The sequence below is a fragment of the Nonomuraea harbinensis genome, from assembly GCF_019396385.1.
Lineage (GTDB): Bacteria > Actinomycetota > Actinomycetes > Streptosporangiales > Streptosporangiaceae > Nonomuraea > Nonomuraea ferruginea.
The window spans coordinates 113,796-128,726 of the sequence record NZ_JAHKRN010000025.1; the positions used below are offsets into that span (position 1 = coordinate 113,796).

Annotated in this window: 17 protein-coding genes; all 17 read left to right on the top strand. The window is 69.9% G+C overall.

Annotated elements, in window-relative coordinates; all coding sequences use genetic code 11:
• Positions 1-284 precede the first annotated feature (284 nt).
• Positions 285-3,131 carry a sensor histidine kinase gene (locus tag KME79_RS25110; RefSeq protein ID WP_219546584.1) on the top strand — a complete coding sequence of 949 codons (2,847 nt, stop codon included), beginning with the start codon at positions 285-287 and terminating at the stop codon, positions 3,129-3,131.
• Positions 3,128-3,550 carry a roadblock/LC7 domain-containing protein gene (locus KME79_RS25115; protein WP_148033784.1) on the top strand — a complete coding sequence of 141 codons (423 nt, stop codon included), beginning with the start codon at positions 3,128-3,130 and terminating at the stop codon, positions 3,548-3,550. The genes KME79_RS25110 and KME79_RS25115 overlap by 4 nt, the downstream gene beginning before the upstream one ends.
• Positions 3,551-3,555: 5 nt before the next feature.
• Positions 3,556-3,957: a DUF742 domain-containing protein gene (locus KME79_RS25120; protein WP_148033783.1), complete on the top strand. Its 402-nt coding sequence runs from the start codon at positions 3,556-3,558 to the stop codon at positions 3,955-3,957.
• Entirely contained in the window at positions 3,911-4,525 is a 615-nt protein-coding gene (locus KME79_RS25125) for a GTP-binding protein (protein WP_148033782.1), read from the top strand. The genes KME79_RS25120 and KME79_RS25125 overlap by 47 nt, the downstream gene beginning before the upstream one ends.
• Before the next feature lie 55 nt (positions 4,526-4,580).
• Positions 4,581-6,131 (top strand): signal recognition particle protein, encoded by a 1,551-nt coding sequence (ffh, locus tag KME79_RS25130; protein WP_148033781.1) that lies wholly within the window; start codon positions 4,581-4,583, stop codon positions 6,129-6,131.
• 194 nt (positions 6,132-6,325) lie between these two features.
• Complete coding sequence (gene rpsP / locus KME79_RS25135) at positions 6,326-6,766, top strand: 30S ribosomal protein S16 (protein ID WP_148033780.1); 441 nt, start codon at positions 6,326-6,328, stop codon at positions 6,764-6,766.
• Position 6,767: 1 nt separating this feature from the next.
• Complete coding sequence (locus KME79_RS25140; protein WP_148033779.1) at positions 6,768-7,013, top strand: RNA-binding protein; 246 nt, start codon at positions 6,768-6,770, stop codon at positions 7,011-7,013.
• Between the two features lie 71 nt (positions 7,014-7,084).
• Positions 7,085-7,588 carry a ribosome maturation factor RimM gene (gene rimM, locus KME79_RS25145; protein ID WP_148033778.1) on the top strand — a complete coding sequence of 168 codons (504 nt, stop codon included), beginning with the start codon at positions 7,085-7,087 and terminating at the stop codon, positions 7,586-7,588.
• Complete coding sequence (trmD, locus tag KME79_RS25150; protein WP_148033777.1) at positions 7,585-8,364, top strand: tRNA (guanosine(37)-N1)-methyltransferase TrmD; 780 nt, start codon at positions 7,585-7,587, stop codon at positions 8,362-8,364. The genes rimM and trmD overlap by 4 nt, the downstream gene beginning before the upstream one ends.
• A gap of 136 nt (positions 8,365-8,500) precedes the next feature.
• The gene (rplS, locus tag KME79_RS25155) at positions 8,501-8,860 is read left to right on the top strand and encodes a 50S ribosomal protein L19 (RefSeq protein WP_148033776.1); all 360 of its coding nucleotides are present in this window, start codon (positions 8,501-8,503) and stop codon (positions 8,858-8,860) included.
• 140 nt (positions 8,861-9,000) lie between these two features.
• The gene (lepB, locus tag KME79_RS25160; RefSeq protein WP_219546585.1) at positions 9,001-9,879 is read left to right on the top strand and encodes a signal peptidase I; all 879 of its coding nucleotides are present in this window, start codon (positions 9,001-9,003) and stop codon (positions 9,877-9,879) included.
• The gene (gene lepB / locus KME79_RS25165; RefSeq protein WP_148033774.1) at positions 9,879-10,469 is read left to right on the top strand and encodes a signal peptidase I; all 591 of its coding nucleotides are present in this window, start codon (positions 9,879-9,881) and stop codon (positions 10,467-10,469) included. Before lepB (KME79_RS25160) ends, lepB (KME79_RS25165) begins: the two co-directional genes overlap by 1 nt.
• Positions 10,470-10,508: 39 nt before the next feature.
• Positions 10,509-11,177 carry a ribonuclease HII gene (locus tag KME79_RS25170; RefSeq protein WP_148033773.1) on the top strand — a complete coding sequence of 223 codons (669 nt, stop codon included), beginning with the start codon at positions 10,509-10,511 and terminating at the stop codon, positions 11,175-11,177.
• A 39-nt stretch (positions 11,178-11,216) separates the two neighbouring features.
• Positions 11,217-11,540, top strand: a complete 324-nt coding sequence (locus KME79_RS25175) for a DUF2469 domain-containing protein (protein ID WP_026215037.1) — start codon at positions 11,217-11,219, stop codon at positions 11,538-11,540.
• A gap of 163 nt (positions 11,541-11,703) precedes the next feature.
• Positions 11,704-12,057 carry a YraN family protein gene (locus KME79_RS25180; protein WP_219546586.1) on the top strand — a complete coding sequence of 118 codons (354 nt, stop codon included), beginning with the start codon at positions 11,704-11,706 and terminating at the stop codon, positions 12,055-12,057.
• Entirely contained in the window at positions 12,058-13,641 is a 1,584-nt protein-coding gene (locus tag KME79_RS25185) for a YifB family Mg chelatase-like AAA ATPase (protein ID WP_219546587.1), read from the top strand.
• Positions 13,642-13,667: 26 nt separating this feature from the next.
• Positions 13,668-14,921: a DNA-processing protein DprA gene (gene dprA, locus KME79_RS25190; protein WP_219546588.1), complete on the top strand. Its 1,254-nt coding sequence runs from the start codon at positions 13,668-13,670 to the stop codon at positions 14,919-14,921.
• The last annotated feature ends 10 nt before the right edge of the window (positions 14,922-14,931 follow it).

The following is a 14,931-nucleotide window of genomic DNA, read 5'->3' on the forward strand; positions in this document are numbered from 1 at the left end:
CCCTACTTTTCTGCTTAACACGACTTCTCGCTTTATAGTCGCATATATTACTTTCTGTCATCTAAAGGGTCATATGTCCGAATCGGAAGATCGTAGCTCTCCGTAAACGGAAGCTAGCGGCTCGAACAAAGCGGCCCTCTGGACGATGGAAAACTCGTGAGGCGTTGGCTCAACTATGAGGTTTGTGCTCAAATTGGGCACCGAACTTGCCTGCGATCACGCGTCGGCGTGCCAAATGCGCGTGATCCCCACTAAGCAGCAGGCTATGGCGAGAGGTTGCCACAGTGAGGACACCAGCGACCGATTCCGGTCGTAGCAGGGCGCAAGACCTGCCGGGACCGCCCGTTTCCACGCTGGCGCCGGCGGACCGGCCGCTGCCCAAGCCGGGCAGCTCGTTCGCTCTGCGTAACTGGCGAGTACGGACGCGCCTCATCGCCCTCATCGCCATCCCGACGATCGTCGGCGTCCTCCTCGGCGCGCTGCGCGTCGGCACCTCCATCGGCAGCGCCCAGCAGTACGCGCAGGTCGGTGAGGTCAACACGCTGATGAGCAGTGTCGGGGAGCTCGCGCACAACCTGGCGGTCGAGCGCGACCGGGCCGCCCGCTACGTCGCCTCCAACCGCAGACAGGGCGAACTGCAGCCGCTGACCACGCAGCAGGACATCGTCGACGCCAGCGCCAAGCGCTTACTCGGAATATCGGGCTCCGCCCAGGGCCTGCTGTCGGATCTGGGCCAGAGGCGTCTGGAACTCACCCGCTTCCGGCTCGGGCAGCTGCCCACGATGCGCAAGACGATCCAGGGAAGCCAGCTCCCGCCGCTGCCGACCATCGAGAAGTACAGCGAGGTCATCAGCGATCTGCTGCAGCTCTTCGACGAGGTCGGCCAGGGCGCGGCCGACGAGCAGATCACCTCGACCAGCACGGCCATGCGCGCCGTGGCGCGGGCCGAGGAGGAGACCTCCAAGCAGCGCGCGCTGCTGTCCGCCGCGCTGCTGAAGAACGAGTTCACCGGACCCGAGTTCAACGCCTTCGTCGACGCCCGAGCCCGCCGCGAGAGCGAGCGGGCGACCTTCCGCAGCGCCGCCACGCCGGCCCAGCGCCAGCACTTCGACAACACGGTCACCAGCGTCGAGGTCGGCCGGGCCGAGTTCTACGCCAACCGCGCGATCTTCCTGCACAACGCGGGGACGGCGCTGCAGCGCCTGGACACCACGACCACCAAGGACGTCGACAAGTGGTACGACTCCATCACACGGACGGTCGACAAGCAGAACGAGGTGCAGAAGGCCCTCTCGCAGCAGATCGCCACCCGCAGCGCCGACCTGCAGGGCGCCGACCGGCAGGCGGCCGCCTTCAGCATCGGCCTGGTCATCCTGCTGCTGGCGCTGGTCCTCGTGGTCACCGCCGTCATGGCGCGCTCGCTCGTACGGCCGCTGAGGCGACTGCGCGGGGACGCGCTCAAGGTCGCCGGCAAGACGCTGCCCGGCCTGGTGCGCCAGCTGCGCGAGGGCGAGGCGGATCCGGAGTCGCTGCACGTGCCGCCCATCCAGATCTCCTCCAAGGACGAGATCGGTGAAGTCGCGCGGGCGTTCGACGAGGTGCACCGGGAAGCGGTGCGGCTGGCGGGCGAGGAGTCCCGCCTGCGCGCCAACGTCAACGCGATGTTCGTGAACCTGTCGCGGCGCAGCCAGACGCTGGTCGAGCGGCAGATCACCCTGATCGACGGCCTGGAGCAAGGTGAGCAGGACGAGCAGCGGCTGGCCAACCTGTTCAAGCTGGACCACCTGGCCACCCGCATGCGCCGCAACTCCGAGAACCTGCTGGTCCTCGCCGGCCAGGAGCCGCCCCGCCGGTGGAGCCAGCCCGTCAAGATGGTCGACGTGGCCCGCGCCTCGCTCTCCGAGGTCGAGAACTACGAGCGGGTCGTGCTCCAGGTCCCCGACGGCGTCTCCGTCGCCGGCCAGGCCGTCAACGACGTCATCCACCTGATCGCCGAGCTGGTGGAGAACGCGCTGTCGTTCTCCCCGCGCGAGACCCGGGTGACGGTGTCGGGCAGCCGGATCGACGGCGGCGGCGTGATGCTGTCCATCAGCGACTCCGGCATCGGCATGACCCAGGAAGAACTCGTCCAGGCCAACGAGCGGCTCGCCCAGACCGTGGCCGTGGACGTCTCGGTCTCGCGCCGCATGGGCCTGTTCGTGGTCTCCCGGCTGGCACAGCGGCACGGCATCCGCGTACAGCTCAGGACGCAGAGCGGCGGCGGGCTCACCGCGATGGTGCTGGTGCCCGAGAGCCTGCTGGGCGCGCAGACGCAGGGCTTCGACGGCGCGGCCGGCGCCGCCGGGGCGCTGGCCGGCATGCAGCGCGCCCGGGCCGAGGCCTTCACCTCGCCGCCGCCCGTGCCCCAGTGGGGCGACAACGGCTTCCAGATGAGCCCGGCGCACCCCTCGTACCCGGGGAGTGCGGAACCCAGCGGCTCCTGGCCCGCCACCAACGTGCAGTGGCCGTCCAACGGCGGCGGCTCGGGCGCGTGGCCGTCCGATCCGCGCGGCGGCGGCGGGTTCGACACCGACGACGTGTGGATCCCCTCGCGCGTCCCCGGCAGCTGGACGAACGAGCAGGCGCCGCCGATCGAGCGCCCCGCCGACCCGCTGCCGACCAGGAACCCGGCCAACCGCGGCAAGCAGGCGTACGACTTCCCGGAGACGGCCGAGTCGGGGGCCACCGGCCCCATGCCCGCGGTCAACGCCTCCTCGGGAGGGGACGACTACCTGCCGATCTTCGCCTCGGTGGAGTCGGCCTGGTTCGAGCGCGGTGGCAGCAGCGGCGCGTGGGGGTCGGCCAAGGCGGACGCGGGATGGACCGCGGCGCAGGCGGCGGCCGAACCCGTACGGGACGGCGCGACGGCCTCAGGGTTGCCCAAGCGGGTGCCGAAGGCGAACCTGGTGCCGGGCTCGGCCGACACGGCCGCGGCGCCCAAGGGGGTCGCCCCGATGCCCGCGATCTCACCGGACCGGGTGCGCAGCCGGCTGGCGAGCTTCCAGAAGGGCTTCCGTGCGGCACGCGACGACATCAGCGAGGGCAGGGCGAACGTCTCTGACCCGAGGGAGAACAGGGAGGAGGGCGCGTGAACGACCTGAGCCAGGCGGCGCGGGGAGTGGACTGGTTGGTCACGGACTTCGTCAACAGTGTTCCCGGTGTCGCGCATGCGGTGGTGGTGTCGTCTGACGGACTGCCCCTGGCCACGTCGGCCGGGTTTCCGGTGGACCGGGCCGACCAGCTGGCGGCGATCGCCTCCGGGCTGGTGAGCCTGACCCAGGGCGCGGCCCGGGTGTTCGAGGGCGGCGCCGTGAACCAGACGATCGTGGAGATGCAACGGGGGCTCATGCTGATCATGTCCATTAGCGACGGTTCCTGTCTGGGAGTGCTCGCCGCTCCGGACTGCGACATGGGACTGGTCGCGTACCAGATGACGTTGATGGTGGATCGCGCCGGCAAGGTGCTGACCCCGGCGGTGCGTGCCGAGCTGCGCGCCAGCCAGACCAGGTGATGTAGGTGACGGACCCCAGATGGAACAGCGGCGGCTGGACTCCCCAGCCGCCTCCGCCGTCGAGCAACGACCCGGCCTCGCCGGTCCGTCCCTACGCGGTGACCGGCGGGCGGACCGCGCCCAGGGTCAAGCTCGCGATGGAGGCCCTGGTGTCGTCGGCGACGGCCGAGCACCGGGAGTTCTCCCACATCACTCCCGAATACCAGGCGATCAGCCATCTCTGCCGTCAGGTGCGGTCGGTCGCGGAGGTGTCGGCGCTGTTACGGATGCCCTTGGGCGTGGCGCGGGTGCTGATCGCCGACATGGCCGCTGAGGGCCTGGTCCGGGTGCACCAGCCGCAGCTGGACGAGGGCAGGCCGGATGTCAACCTGCTGGAAAGGGTGCTCAGTGGACTTCGCAGGCTCTAGCCCCGGGCTCACCTCGGCGAAGATCGTGGTGGCCGGCGGCTTCGGGGTGGGCAAGACGACGTTCGTCGGCGCCGTGTCCGAGATCATGCCGCTGACGACCGAGGCCGTGATGACCGACGCGTCGGCGGGGATCGACGACCTCGGCATGACCCCGCTCAAGACGACCACCACGGTGGCCATGGACTTCGGGCGGGTGTCCCTGGACCGTGACCTGATCCTCTATCTGTTCGGCACGCCGGGCCAGCACCGGTTCTGGTTCATGTGGGACGACCTGGTGAAGGGCGCGATCGGCGCGGTCGTGCTGGTCGACACGCGCCGGCTCGCCGACAGCTTCCCGGCCATCGACTACTTCGAAGAGGCCAAGCTGCCCTTCATCGTGGGCATCAACGGCTGGGACGGACGGTACCCGCACGGCGACAACGAGGTCCGTGAGGCGCTCACGCTCGCGCCGCACATCCCGCTCCTCCGTCTCGACGCGCGTACGAAGGACTCGGTCAAGGGCGCTCTGATCAACCTCGTGGAGCACGCGTTGTCGGTCCGGATGGCCGTGCCAGGCTGGAACGGCTAGCGAAGCGGATAGGCTGAGAGTAGACCCACATTCGCTTCGAGGACTGGCCAACCACGTGTTCGAGACGCTTTCCGACCGGCTGACATCGGTCTTCTCCTCCCTCCGATCCAAGGGTCGGCTGTCCGACGCCGACATCGACGCGACCACCCGCGAGATCCGCATCGCGCTGCTCGAGGCCGATGTCGCGCTCCCGGTGGTCAAGGCGTTCGTCGCCCGGGTCAAGGAGCGCGCCCGCGGTGCGGAGGTCTCGCAGGCGCTCAACCCGGCGCAGCAGGTCGTCAAGATCGTCAACGACGAGCTGATCGAGATCCTGGGCGGCGAGACGCGCAGGCTGCGTTACGCCAAGACGCCGCCGACCGTGATCATGCTCGCCGGTCTCCAGGGCTCCGGCAAGACCACGCTGGCGGGCAAGCTCGCCAAGTGGCTGCGCGAGCAGGGCCACGTGCCGCTGATGGTCGCCGCCGACCTCCAGCGCCCCAACGCGGTGCAGCAGCTCCAGGTGATGGGCGAGCGGGCGCAGGTCGCGGTCTACGCTCCGGAGCCCGGCAACGGGGTCGGCGACCCGGTCGACGTCGCCCGCCGCTCGATCGACGAGGCCAGGCGCCAGCAGCACGACATCGTCATCATCGACACCGCCGGCCGCCTCGGCATCGACCAGGAGCTCATGCGGCAGGCCGCCGACATCCGCGACGCGGTCCAGCCCGACGAGATCATGTTCGTGGTCGACGCCATGATCGGCCAGGACGCCGTCACCACGGCCCAGGCGTTCATGGACGGCGTCGGCTTCGACGGCGTGGTGCTCACCAAGCTCGACGGCGACGCCCGCGGCGGCGCGGCCCTGTCGGTGCGCCACATCACCGGCCGCCCGATCATGTTCGCCTCCACCGGCGAGAAGCTGGAAGACTTCGACGCCTTCCACCCCGACCGGATGGCCTCCAGGATCCTCGACATGGGTGACATCCTCACCCTGATCGAGCAGGCCCAGAAGACGTTCGACGAGGAGCAGGCCGCCAAGATGGCGGGCAAGCTCACCTCGGGCGAGAACTTCACGCTGGAGGACTTCCTCGAGCAGATGATGATGGTCCAGAAGATGGGCCCCATCAAGAACCTGCTCGGCATGATGCCCGGCATGGGGCAGATGCGCGACCAGATCAACTCGATCGACGACCGCGACCTCGACCGCATCGCCGCCATCATCCGTTCGATGACCCCGGCCGAGCGGCAGGACCCGAAGATCATCAACGGCTCCCGGCGGGCCCGCATCGCGAACGGCTCCGGCACCACGGTCAGCGCCGTCAACAACCTGGTCACCCGCTTCTTCGAGGCCCAGAAGATGATGAAGCGGATGGCCGGCGGCATGGGCATCCCCGGCATGCCGGGCGGCAAGGGCAAGGCGGCCAAGTCCTCCAAGAAGGCCAAGAAGGGGCGGCGCGTGAGCGGCGACCCGCGCAAGGCCGCGCTCGGCAAGGCGGCCGCGGCCGACGAGGCCCCCGCCGCGCCCAAGAAGGGCGGCGCGCTGGGCAACCTCGGCGGCAAGCTGCCTCCGGGCGTCGAGCTGCCCCCCGGCTTCGACCCGTCGAAGCTGCGGCTGCCCGGCCAGAAGTAATCTTCGTGGCGGCGGGCGTGTGGGTCCCGGGCAGTGTCCGGTGTCTGGCACAATGACATGTTGGAACACCGTGACCAGGCGGGTGCCCTCTCACCTCCCGCAGGTCACGTTTGTCCCTTGAGCGGGCTCGCATCGTGCCCCACTCGATGAGAAGCCGCTCACTCGTGTCTGTGAACGCAGGAGAGACCACACCCGTGGCAGTCAAGATCAAGCTCAAGCGGCTCGGCATGATCCGCAACGCTCAGTACCGCATCATCGTCGCCGACAGCCGCACCAAGCGTGACGGCCGTGCGATCGAGGAGATCGGTCTGTACCACCCGAAGGAACACCCTTCGCGCATCGAGATCAATGGTGAGCGTGCCGCTTACTGGCTGGGTGTCGGCGCGCAGCCGACCGAGCCGGTGCTCAAGCTGCTCAAGCTCACCGGCGACTGGCAGAAGTTCAAGGGCGAGCCCGCCCCGGCGCCTCTCAAGGTGGCCGAGCCGGCGCCCGACAGGCACGCCGTCTACGAGGCCGCCGCCAAGGAGGCCCTGGCCGGTGGCGAGACCGCCACCACCGCCACGACGCCGAAGAGGTCCAAGAAGAAGGACGAGGCCGAGGCCCCCGCCGAGACCCCGTCCGAGGGCGAGGGCTGACGTGCTTGAGGAGGCACTCGAGCACCTCGTGAAGGGCATCGTCGAACATCCCGACGATGTCCGGGTCCGCGCACGCCGCATCCGCAGCGGGCGCGTCCTGGAGGTCCGAGTGCACCCTGACGACCTGGGCAAGGTCATCGGCCGCGGCGGGCGCACCGCCAAGGCTCTGCGCACGGTCGTGAACGCCCTGGCCGACGGCAAGTACGTCCGGGTCGACCTGCTCGACCTGCACGAAGCGGTCCGTTGACGTCAGGTTTCGCGCGCCCTCATCGGTAAGCCCGGTGGGGGCGCTCGTGGTTGTGGAGAGGGAAGGTTCACGTGCAGCTGGTCGTCGGCCGGATAAGCCGTGCCCATGGAGTGCGCGGTGACGTCACCGTGGAGGTGCGCACCGACGATCCCGGGCTGCGCTTCGCCGTCGGCAACGCGCTCACGACCGACCCGCCCGAGCGCGGGCCGCTGGTGATCGAGAGCAGCCGCTGGCACAAGGGCGCGCTGCTGCTGTCCCTCGCCGGCGTCACCGACCGCGACAGCGCCGAGGAGCTCCGCGGCACCCTGCTCGTCATCGACTCCTCGGACGTCGAGCCGTCCGACGACCCCGACGAGTTCCACGACCACCAGCTCATCGGGCTCACGGTCGAGACCACCGGCGGCGAGACCGTCGGCGAGGTGGCCGACGTCCTCCACCACGGCCAGGACCTGCTCGTGGTGCGGCGCGGCGGCGGCCGCGAGGAGGCGCTCGTCCCGTTCGTGAAGGCGCTGGTCCCCGTCGTGGATCTGGAGGGCGGCAAGCTCGTCGTCGATCCGCCGGAAGGCCTGCTGTGAGGCTCGACATCATCTCGATCTTCCCTGAATACTTCGCGCCGCTCGGCGTCTCGCTGATCGGCAAGGCCCGCGAGCGCGGCACCCTCGACGTCCGCGTCCACCAGCTCCGCGACTGGGCGCACGACGTCCACAAGACCGTCGACGACACCCCTTACGGCGGCGGCCCCGGCATGGTGATGAAGCCGGAGGTGTGGGGCGAGGCCATCGACGACGTCATCGGCGACGGCGGGCCCCGGATGATCGTGCCGACGCCGAGCGGGCGGCCCTTCACCCAGGAGCTGGCCCAGGAGCTGGCGGGGGAGGAGTGGCTGCTGTTCGCGTGCGGCCGCTACGAGGGCATCGACTCCCGGGTGATGGCCGAGTACGGCTCGCGGCTGCGCGTCGACGAGGTGAGCATCGGCGACTACGTGCTGGCGGGCGGCGAGGTGGCGGTGCTGGTGATGGTGGAGGCCATCGGCCGGCTGCTGCCCGGCGTGCTCGGCAACGTCCGCTCCGCCGTCGACGACTCCTTCGCGCCCGGGGCCATGCGCAACCTGCTCGAAGGCCCGGTCTACACCAAGCCGCCCGTCTGGCGGGGTCACGAGGTGCCGGAGGTGCTGCTGTCCGGGCATCACGGCAAGGTCGCCAGATGGCGCCGTGACCAGGCGCTCCGCCGTACGGTCGCGACCCGGCCCGAGCTGCTCGCGGAGATCGACGCCGAGACGCTCGACAAGCACGACCGGCGGCTCCTCGACGAGCTGGCGTTTCGCGTCCCTCCGGAAGATGTGGCAAACTGAAGCGTCGCCAACTGCCATGTGGTTGGTCAGCATGCCCGGGAAGCTTCCCGGGTTCACCGAATCAGCAGGCGCGTCCGCCATGAGCCCAGGCCGGGTGGACCTCCGCGTGCTCGCGAGACTTGAGGAAGCATCTCTCATGCACACGAAGATCCAGGAGCTTGAGAAGGCCAACCTGCGCAGCGACGTCCCGGACTTCCGTCCCGGTGACACGCTCGAGGTCCACGTACGCGTCGTCGAGGGCAACCGCTCCCGCGTCCAGGTCTTCAAGGGGTTCGTGCTCCGCCGTCAGGGCGGCGGCGCCCGCGAGACCTTCACCGTCCGCAAGGTCAGCTACGGCGTCGGCGTCGAGCGCACCTTCCCGGTGCACAGCCCGGTGATCGAGAAGATCGTCGTGGCCAGCCGGGGCGACGTGCGCCGCGCCAAGCTCTACTACATGCGCGACCTGCGCGGCAAGGCGGCCCGCATCCGCGAGAAGCGTGAGACGCCCGTCAAGTGAGCCCGGCGTCCGAACGGCCCGCCTTGTGGGGCGGGCCGTTCCGCCTTTGCGGGGGCCTTCCCTTTATGTGGAGCGACTCGTGCCCGGTGTAACGTCGGTCGAGGCTTGTCGAGCCGACACATCATCTAGGCTCATCACCGATGACTAGCGAGAGCCAGGAGTACGGCGCGTCGCGCCGCCCTGTCGAGGACGAGGTGGACGTGGTCGCCGAAGAGACTCACCAACCGGCAAAAGGCGGGAAGCCCGACGAAGACCAGAAGAAGGAAAAGAAGGGCTCCTTCTGGAAGGAGCTCCCCGTCCTGGTCGTCGTGGCACTGGCCCTCGCGCTGATCATCAAGACCTTCGTGATCCAGGCGTTCTACATCCCGTCCGAGTCGATGGAGAACACCCTCCTCACCAACGACCGGGTCCTCGTCAACAAGCTCGTCTACCACACCCGCGACATCGAGCGCGGCGACGTCGTGGTCTTCTCCGGCGTCAACTCCTGGGACGGCGAGTTCCAGATGGAGGAGCCGAGCAACCCCGTCGAGGGCTTCTTCCGGTGGGTCGGCACCGCGTTCGGCATCGTGCCCGGCGAGAAGGACTACATCAAGCGGGTCATCGGCGTCGGCGGCGACCACGTCGAGTGCTGCGACAAGCAGCAGCGCATCACCGTCAACGGCGTGCCGCTCGACGAGAGCTCATACCTCTACCCGGGCAACCTGCCCTCGCGTGAGGAGTTCGAGACCGACGTGCCGCCCGGCCACCTGTGGGTGATGGGCGACCACCGGCAGGTCTCCATGGACTCGCGCTCCCACACCGGCGATCCCGGCGGCGGATCCATCCCCGAGAGCCAGGTCATCGGGCGGGCCTTCGTCATCGTCTGGCCGTTCTCCCGGGCCACCACGATCCCCATCCCCGAAACGTTCGCACAGCCCGCGCTCCAGGCGCTCAGCGGCGCGACACCGCTGGTCGCCGGGTTCGCGCTGGCCGTCCCCCTGGTTCTGGTCCGTAGGCGCTGGCTGCGGAGTAAGCGCTGATGGCCGCCACCGAGAAGGCGGAGTCCTTGGAGAAGAAGAAAAAGGGCGGCTTCCGGGAGACCGTCCTCCTGCTGATCACGGGGATCGGCATCGCCCTGTTGCTGCAGGCCTTCGTGGTCGGATCGTTCTACATCCCCTCGGAGTCGATGGAGAACACCCTCAAGATCAACGACCGGGTGTTCGTCAACAAGCTCGCCGGGCCGCCCGGGCGCGGCGACATCGTGGTGTTCAAGGGCTGGAACGGCGAAGACACCATCAAGCGGGTGATCGGCGTCGGCGGCGACCAGGTCAAGTGCTGCGACTCCAAGCGGCGCATCACCATCAACGGCAAGCCGCTCGACGAGTCGTCCTACCTCTACCCCGACGACTACCCCTCGGGCGACGAGTTCGACGTCAAGGTGCCCGAGGGCAAGCTCTGGCTGATGGGCGACCACCGCAGCGCCTCCGCCGACGCGCGCAGCCACATGGAGGAGCCCGGGGGCGGCTTCATCTCGGTCGACGACGTCATCGGCACGGCGGTCGTCCGCTACTGGCCGCTCGGACGCGGCACGATCTTCACGAAGCCTGACAGCTTCGCACGGGTCGAGTAGTCGCGGTTTGCGCCGGATGGGGCGTACGCTTCCAGTGTCATGACAGTAGCGTTCCGCCCTCGACCGAGCGTGGTCCGGCGTGATTCCGGGCTCTACGCCTACGAGCGGGCGCTGGCCCGCCGCGGCCTCACTCCCATCGCCGGAGTCGATGAGGCCGGACGTGGCGCGTGCGCCGGCCCGCTGGTCGTCGCCGCCGTCATCCTGCGCAAGCCGATCGAGGGGCTGGGCGACTCCAAGCTGCTCACACCCGCCGTGCGGGAGCGGCTGCACGACCTCATCCTCGCCACCGCGCACGTCGGCGTCGTCGTCATCCCTCCGGAGGTCATCGACGCCAGGGGGCTCCACAAGTGCAACGTGGCGGGAATGCGGCGGGCGGTCGCGCGGTTGACCTGCGATCCGGGATACATCCTCACCGATGGCTTCCCGGTTCCGGGCCTGCCGGCGCCTTCGCTGGCGGTCTGGAAGGGGGACCAGGTGGCCGCCTGCGTGGCGGCCGCGTCGATAGTGGCGAAGGTGACGAGGGACCGGCTGATGGCCGCGCTCGACGAGGAGTTCCCGCTTTACGGCTTCGCCGAGCACAAGGGGTACGTCACGCCACAGCATCGCCTCGCACTCGAAACGCACGGCCCGTGCCCGCACCACCGTTACTCCTTCGTCACGGTGGCTAGGGGGATGGGCGAGAATGAAATGGGGGCCGGGGTTGCCTGATCAGGCACGCCGGGGGACCGGTACGACAGGAGGACCGCGATGAGCGCAGAGGATCTCGAAAAGTACGAGACCGAGATGGAGCTGCAGCTTTACCGCGAATACCGCGATGTCGTCGGATTGTTTACCTACGTGGTGGAAACGGAGCGGCGGTTCTACCTGACGAACTCGGTCGACCTGGACGTACGCACGGCGGAGAACGGTGATGTGTTCTTCGACGTGAAGATGCAGGACGCGTGGGTGTGGGACATGTACCGGCCCGCGCGGTTCGTGAAGAACGTCCGCGTGGTCACGTTCAAGGATGTCAACGTCGAAGAGCTGGCCAAGGCCGACCTGGAGATGCCCAAGGAGGGCTTCTCCGGCTAGCGGCGTGACAGGTTGACGAAGGGGCGCGAGTTGTTCGCGCCCCTTCGTCGTCCTCTGGTTGTCCACAGGGTGCCCGCGCTCGACCTTGCTGTCCCCAGAACCACGTTCGGGGCCGGACGCGGCGGCCCCCGTGCGCGAAGGTCAGTGCCCGGAGGTGGCACACATGGCCGCGAAGAACGAACTCGGCAGGCACGGCGAGCAACTCGCCGCCGACTACCTGCGTGCCGAGGGCATGACCATCATCGAGCGCAACTGGCGCTGCCGCCACGGCGAGATCGACATCATCGCCGAGGACGGACCCACCCTCGTGGTGGTCGAGGTCAAGACACGATCGGGCACGTCACACGGCACGGCGCTGGAGTCCGTGCGTCCCGCCAAGCTGGCCCGCCTGCGCGCCCTCGCCGCCAAGTGGCTGGCCGCGGAGTCGCGCACGTACGCCACGGTCAGGATCGACGTGATCGCCCTGGACCGCTTCGCGGGCGACTACTCCCTGCGCCACGTGCGGGGGGCGTCGTAGATGGCGGTCGCACGCACCCGCAGCGTCGCCCTGGTCGGCGTCACGGGCAGTTCGGTGGAGGTGGAGGCCGACGTCGGCAACGGCCTGGCGGGCATCCACCTCATCGGACTGCCCGACGCGGCGCTGAGCGAGGCCCGAGAGCGGGTCCGCTCGGCCATGGTCAACAGTCATTTCCCGTGGCCCGACGCCCGCATCACGGTCAGCCTGTTCCCCGCCAGCGTGCCCAAGCGCGGCAGCGGGTTCGACCTGTCCATCGCGGTGGCCATACTGGGCGCCGCCGGAGTGGTCCCGGCGAGCCGCATCGCGGGCCCGTTCTTCCTCGGCGAACTCGGCCTCGACGGACGCCTGCGCCCGGTGCGCGGCGTGCTCCCGTCCGTGCTGAGCGCGGCCAAGGAGGGCGACGACATCACCGTCGTGGTCCCGGCGGCCAACGCCGCGGAGGCCGCCCTGGTCCCGGGCGTGCGGGTGATCCCGGTGCCTGACCTGCGCCGCCTCGTGGAGTGGCTCCGCGCGGACGACTTCCCGTCGTCGATCGAAGCGCCCGCCCACCCTCCGACGCCGGGCGGGACGCCCGACCGCTTCGGGGCGTCCGGGCACTCGCGGCCGTCCCCGCCCGTCCAGCCGCACGTCGACCTGTCCGACGTGGTCGGCCAGCCCATGGCCAGGCGCGCCCTGGAGGTCTGCGCCGCGGGCAACCACAACCTGTGGATGCTCGGCCCGCCCGGCACCGGCAAGACCCTCCTGGCCGAGCGCCTGCCCACGCTGCTCCCCGACCTGGAGCTCGATCACGCCCTGGAGGTCACGGCCATCCACTCTGTCGCCGGCGCGCTCCCGCCCAACAGCCCCATGGTCTTCCGTCCGCCGTACATCAGCCCGCACCACACCGCCACGGCGGCGGCGATCGTCGGCGGCGGCAGCTCGGTCGTCCGTCCCGGCGCGGTCTCCCTGGCACACCGGGGCATCCTGTTCATGGACGAAGCGCCCGAGTTTCCCTCCCACGTGCTCGACTCGTTGCGACAGCCGCTGGAGTCCGGGCAGGTGACCGTGTCCAGGTCGATCGGCTCCGTCACCTTCCCCGCGCGTTTCATCCTCGTGCTGGCGGCCAACCCCTGCCCGTGCGCCCAACCGCAGGACAAGGGCGGAGAGTGCCAGTGCTCGCCCACCACCCGGCGCCGCTACCTGAGCAGGCTCTCCGGCCCGCTCCTCGACCGCATCGACATGAAGGTCACCGTGGCGCGCTCGTCCAGACGCGAGCTGATGGCCGACCGGCAGTTCGTCGAGACCAGCGAGACCGTGGCAGGGCGCGTTCTCGCGGCTCGCGCCCGCGCCGCCGAACGCCTCACCGGCACGCCATGGCGGACCAACGCCGAAGTCCCCTCCGCGGCCCTGCACTCCAGGTTCCGGCCGTCAGATGCCGCCATGAAGCCCATGACGAGCTGCCTAGACTCCGGCTCCCTGAGCGCCCGCGGCCTCGACCGTGTCGTCCGCGTCGCCTGGACGATCGCTGACCTGGCGGGCAAGCCCCGCCCCGACGAGGACGAGACCTCGGCCGCGCTGGCCCTCTGGCTCGGCCTCAATCCATGACAGCCATCCGCCACCGGAGGATCACCATGAGCACCCCCGATCACGAGGCGAGAGCCGCCCTCATGCGCGCCGCCGACGCCGGCGACACCGTCATGGGCGCCCTCGTGTCCCAGCTGGGCGCCGTCCAAGCGCTCCAAGCCGTACGGGAGAGGGCCGCGCCACCCGGGTTCGCCTTCGCCGAAGAGCTGGCCGGCCGCTTCCAGAGCTGGCACGCCCGCCTGGCGGCCTGCGACCCCGCGGCCGACCTGGAGGCGGGCGAGCGGGCGGGCGCCAGGCTCGTCATCCCCGGCGACGCCGAATGGCCCACCCAGTTGGACGCGCTCGGCTCCGGCCGCCCGCTCGGCCTCTGGCTCCACGGCACGGCCGACCTGCGCTTCTCCTGCCTGCGTTCGGTCGCGGTGGTCGGCGCGCGAGCCGCCACCTCCTACGGCGTCCACGTCGCCGCCCAGTTCGGCATCGGGCTGAGCGAGGCCGGATGGACGGTGGTGTCCGGAGGCGCCTTCGGCATCGACGGCGCCGCCCACAGGGGAGCCCTGGCCGCCGGAGGCCCCACGGTGGTGGTCCTGGCCTGCGGCGTCGACTACTGCTATCCGGCGGAGCACCGCTCCCTGTTCGCCGGAGCCCGCGACCGGGGCGTGCTGGTCAGCGAATGCCCGCCGGGCGTCCGGCCGACCCGGTCCCGCTTCCTGATCAGAAACCGCGTGATCGCCGCCCTGTCCAGAGGCACCCTGGTCGTGGAGGCAGCCCTGCGCAGCGGCGCGCTCAACACGGCCGGCCACGCCCTCACGCTCGACCGGCATCTCGGCGCCGTCCCCGGCCCCATCACCTCCGCCCTGTCCGACGGCTGCCACCGTCTCCTGCGCGAACGCAAGGCCGTCTGCGTGACGACCCCGGAGGAGATGATCGAACTCGTCGGCGTCATGGGCGACGACCTCGCCCCCGCGTTGCGGGCCCCCGCCCTTCCCCGGGACTCTCTGCCGGAGCAGACCAAGCGCGTCCTGGACGCGGTCCCGGCCAGGATCAGCGCGGGCCCCGCCACCATCGCCGTGACCGCCGGCGTGGACCTCAACACGGCCCTCAGCGCTCTGGGCTCCCTGGCGGCCACCGGCTACATCGAACGCACCGCCGGCGGCTGGCGCGCCCGCCGCCCGGTCTCACCGATCTACCCAAAGGCCGAGCCTGCCCTTCCGCGGTCCACCCCGGCGGCAGCCGCCGACGACCTCGGCGTCGTACCGAATCCGCCCAGGGAAGCGTCCTCGGATCGGGAGAGCGGCGTGTAGGGAAAGAGGG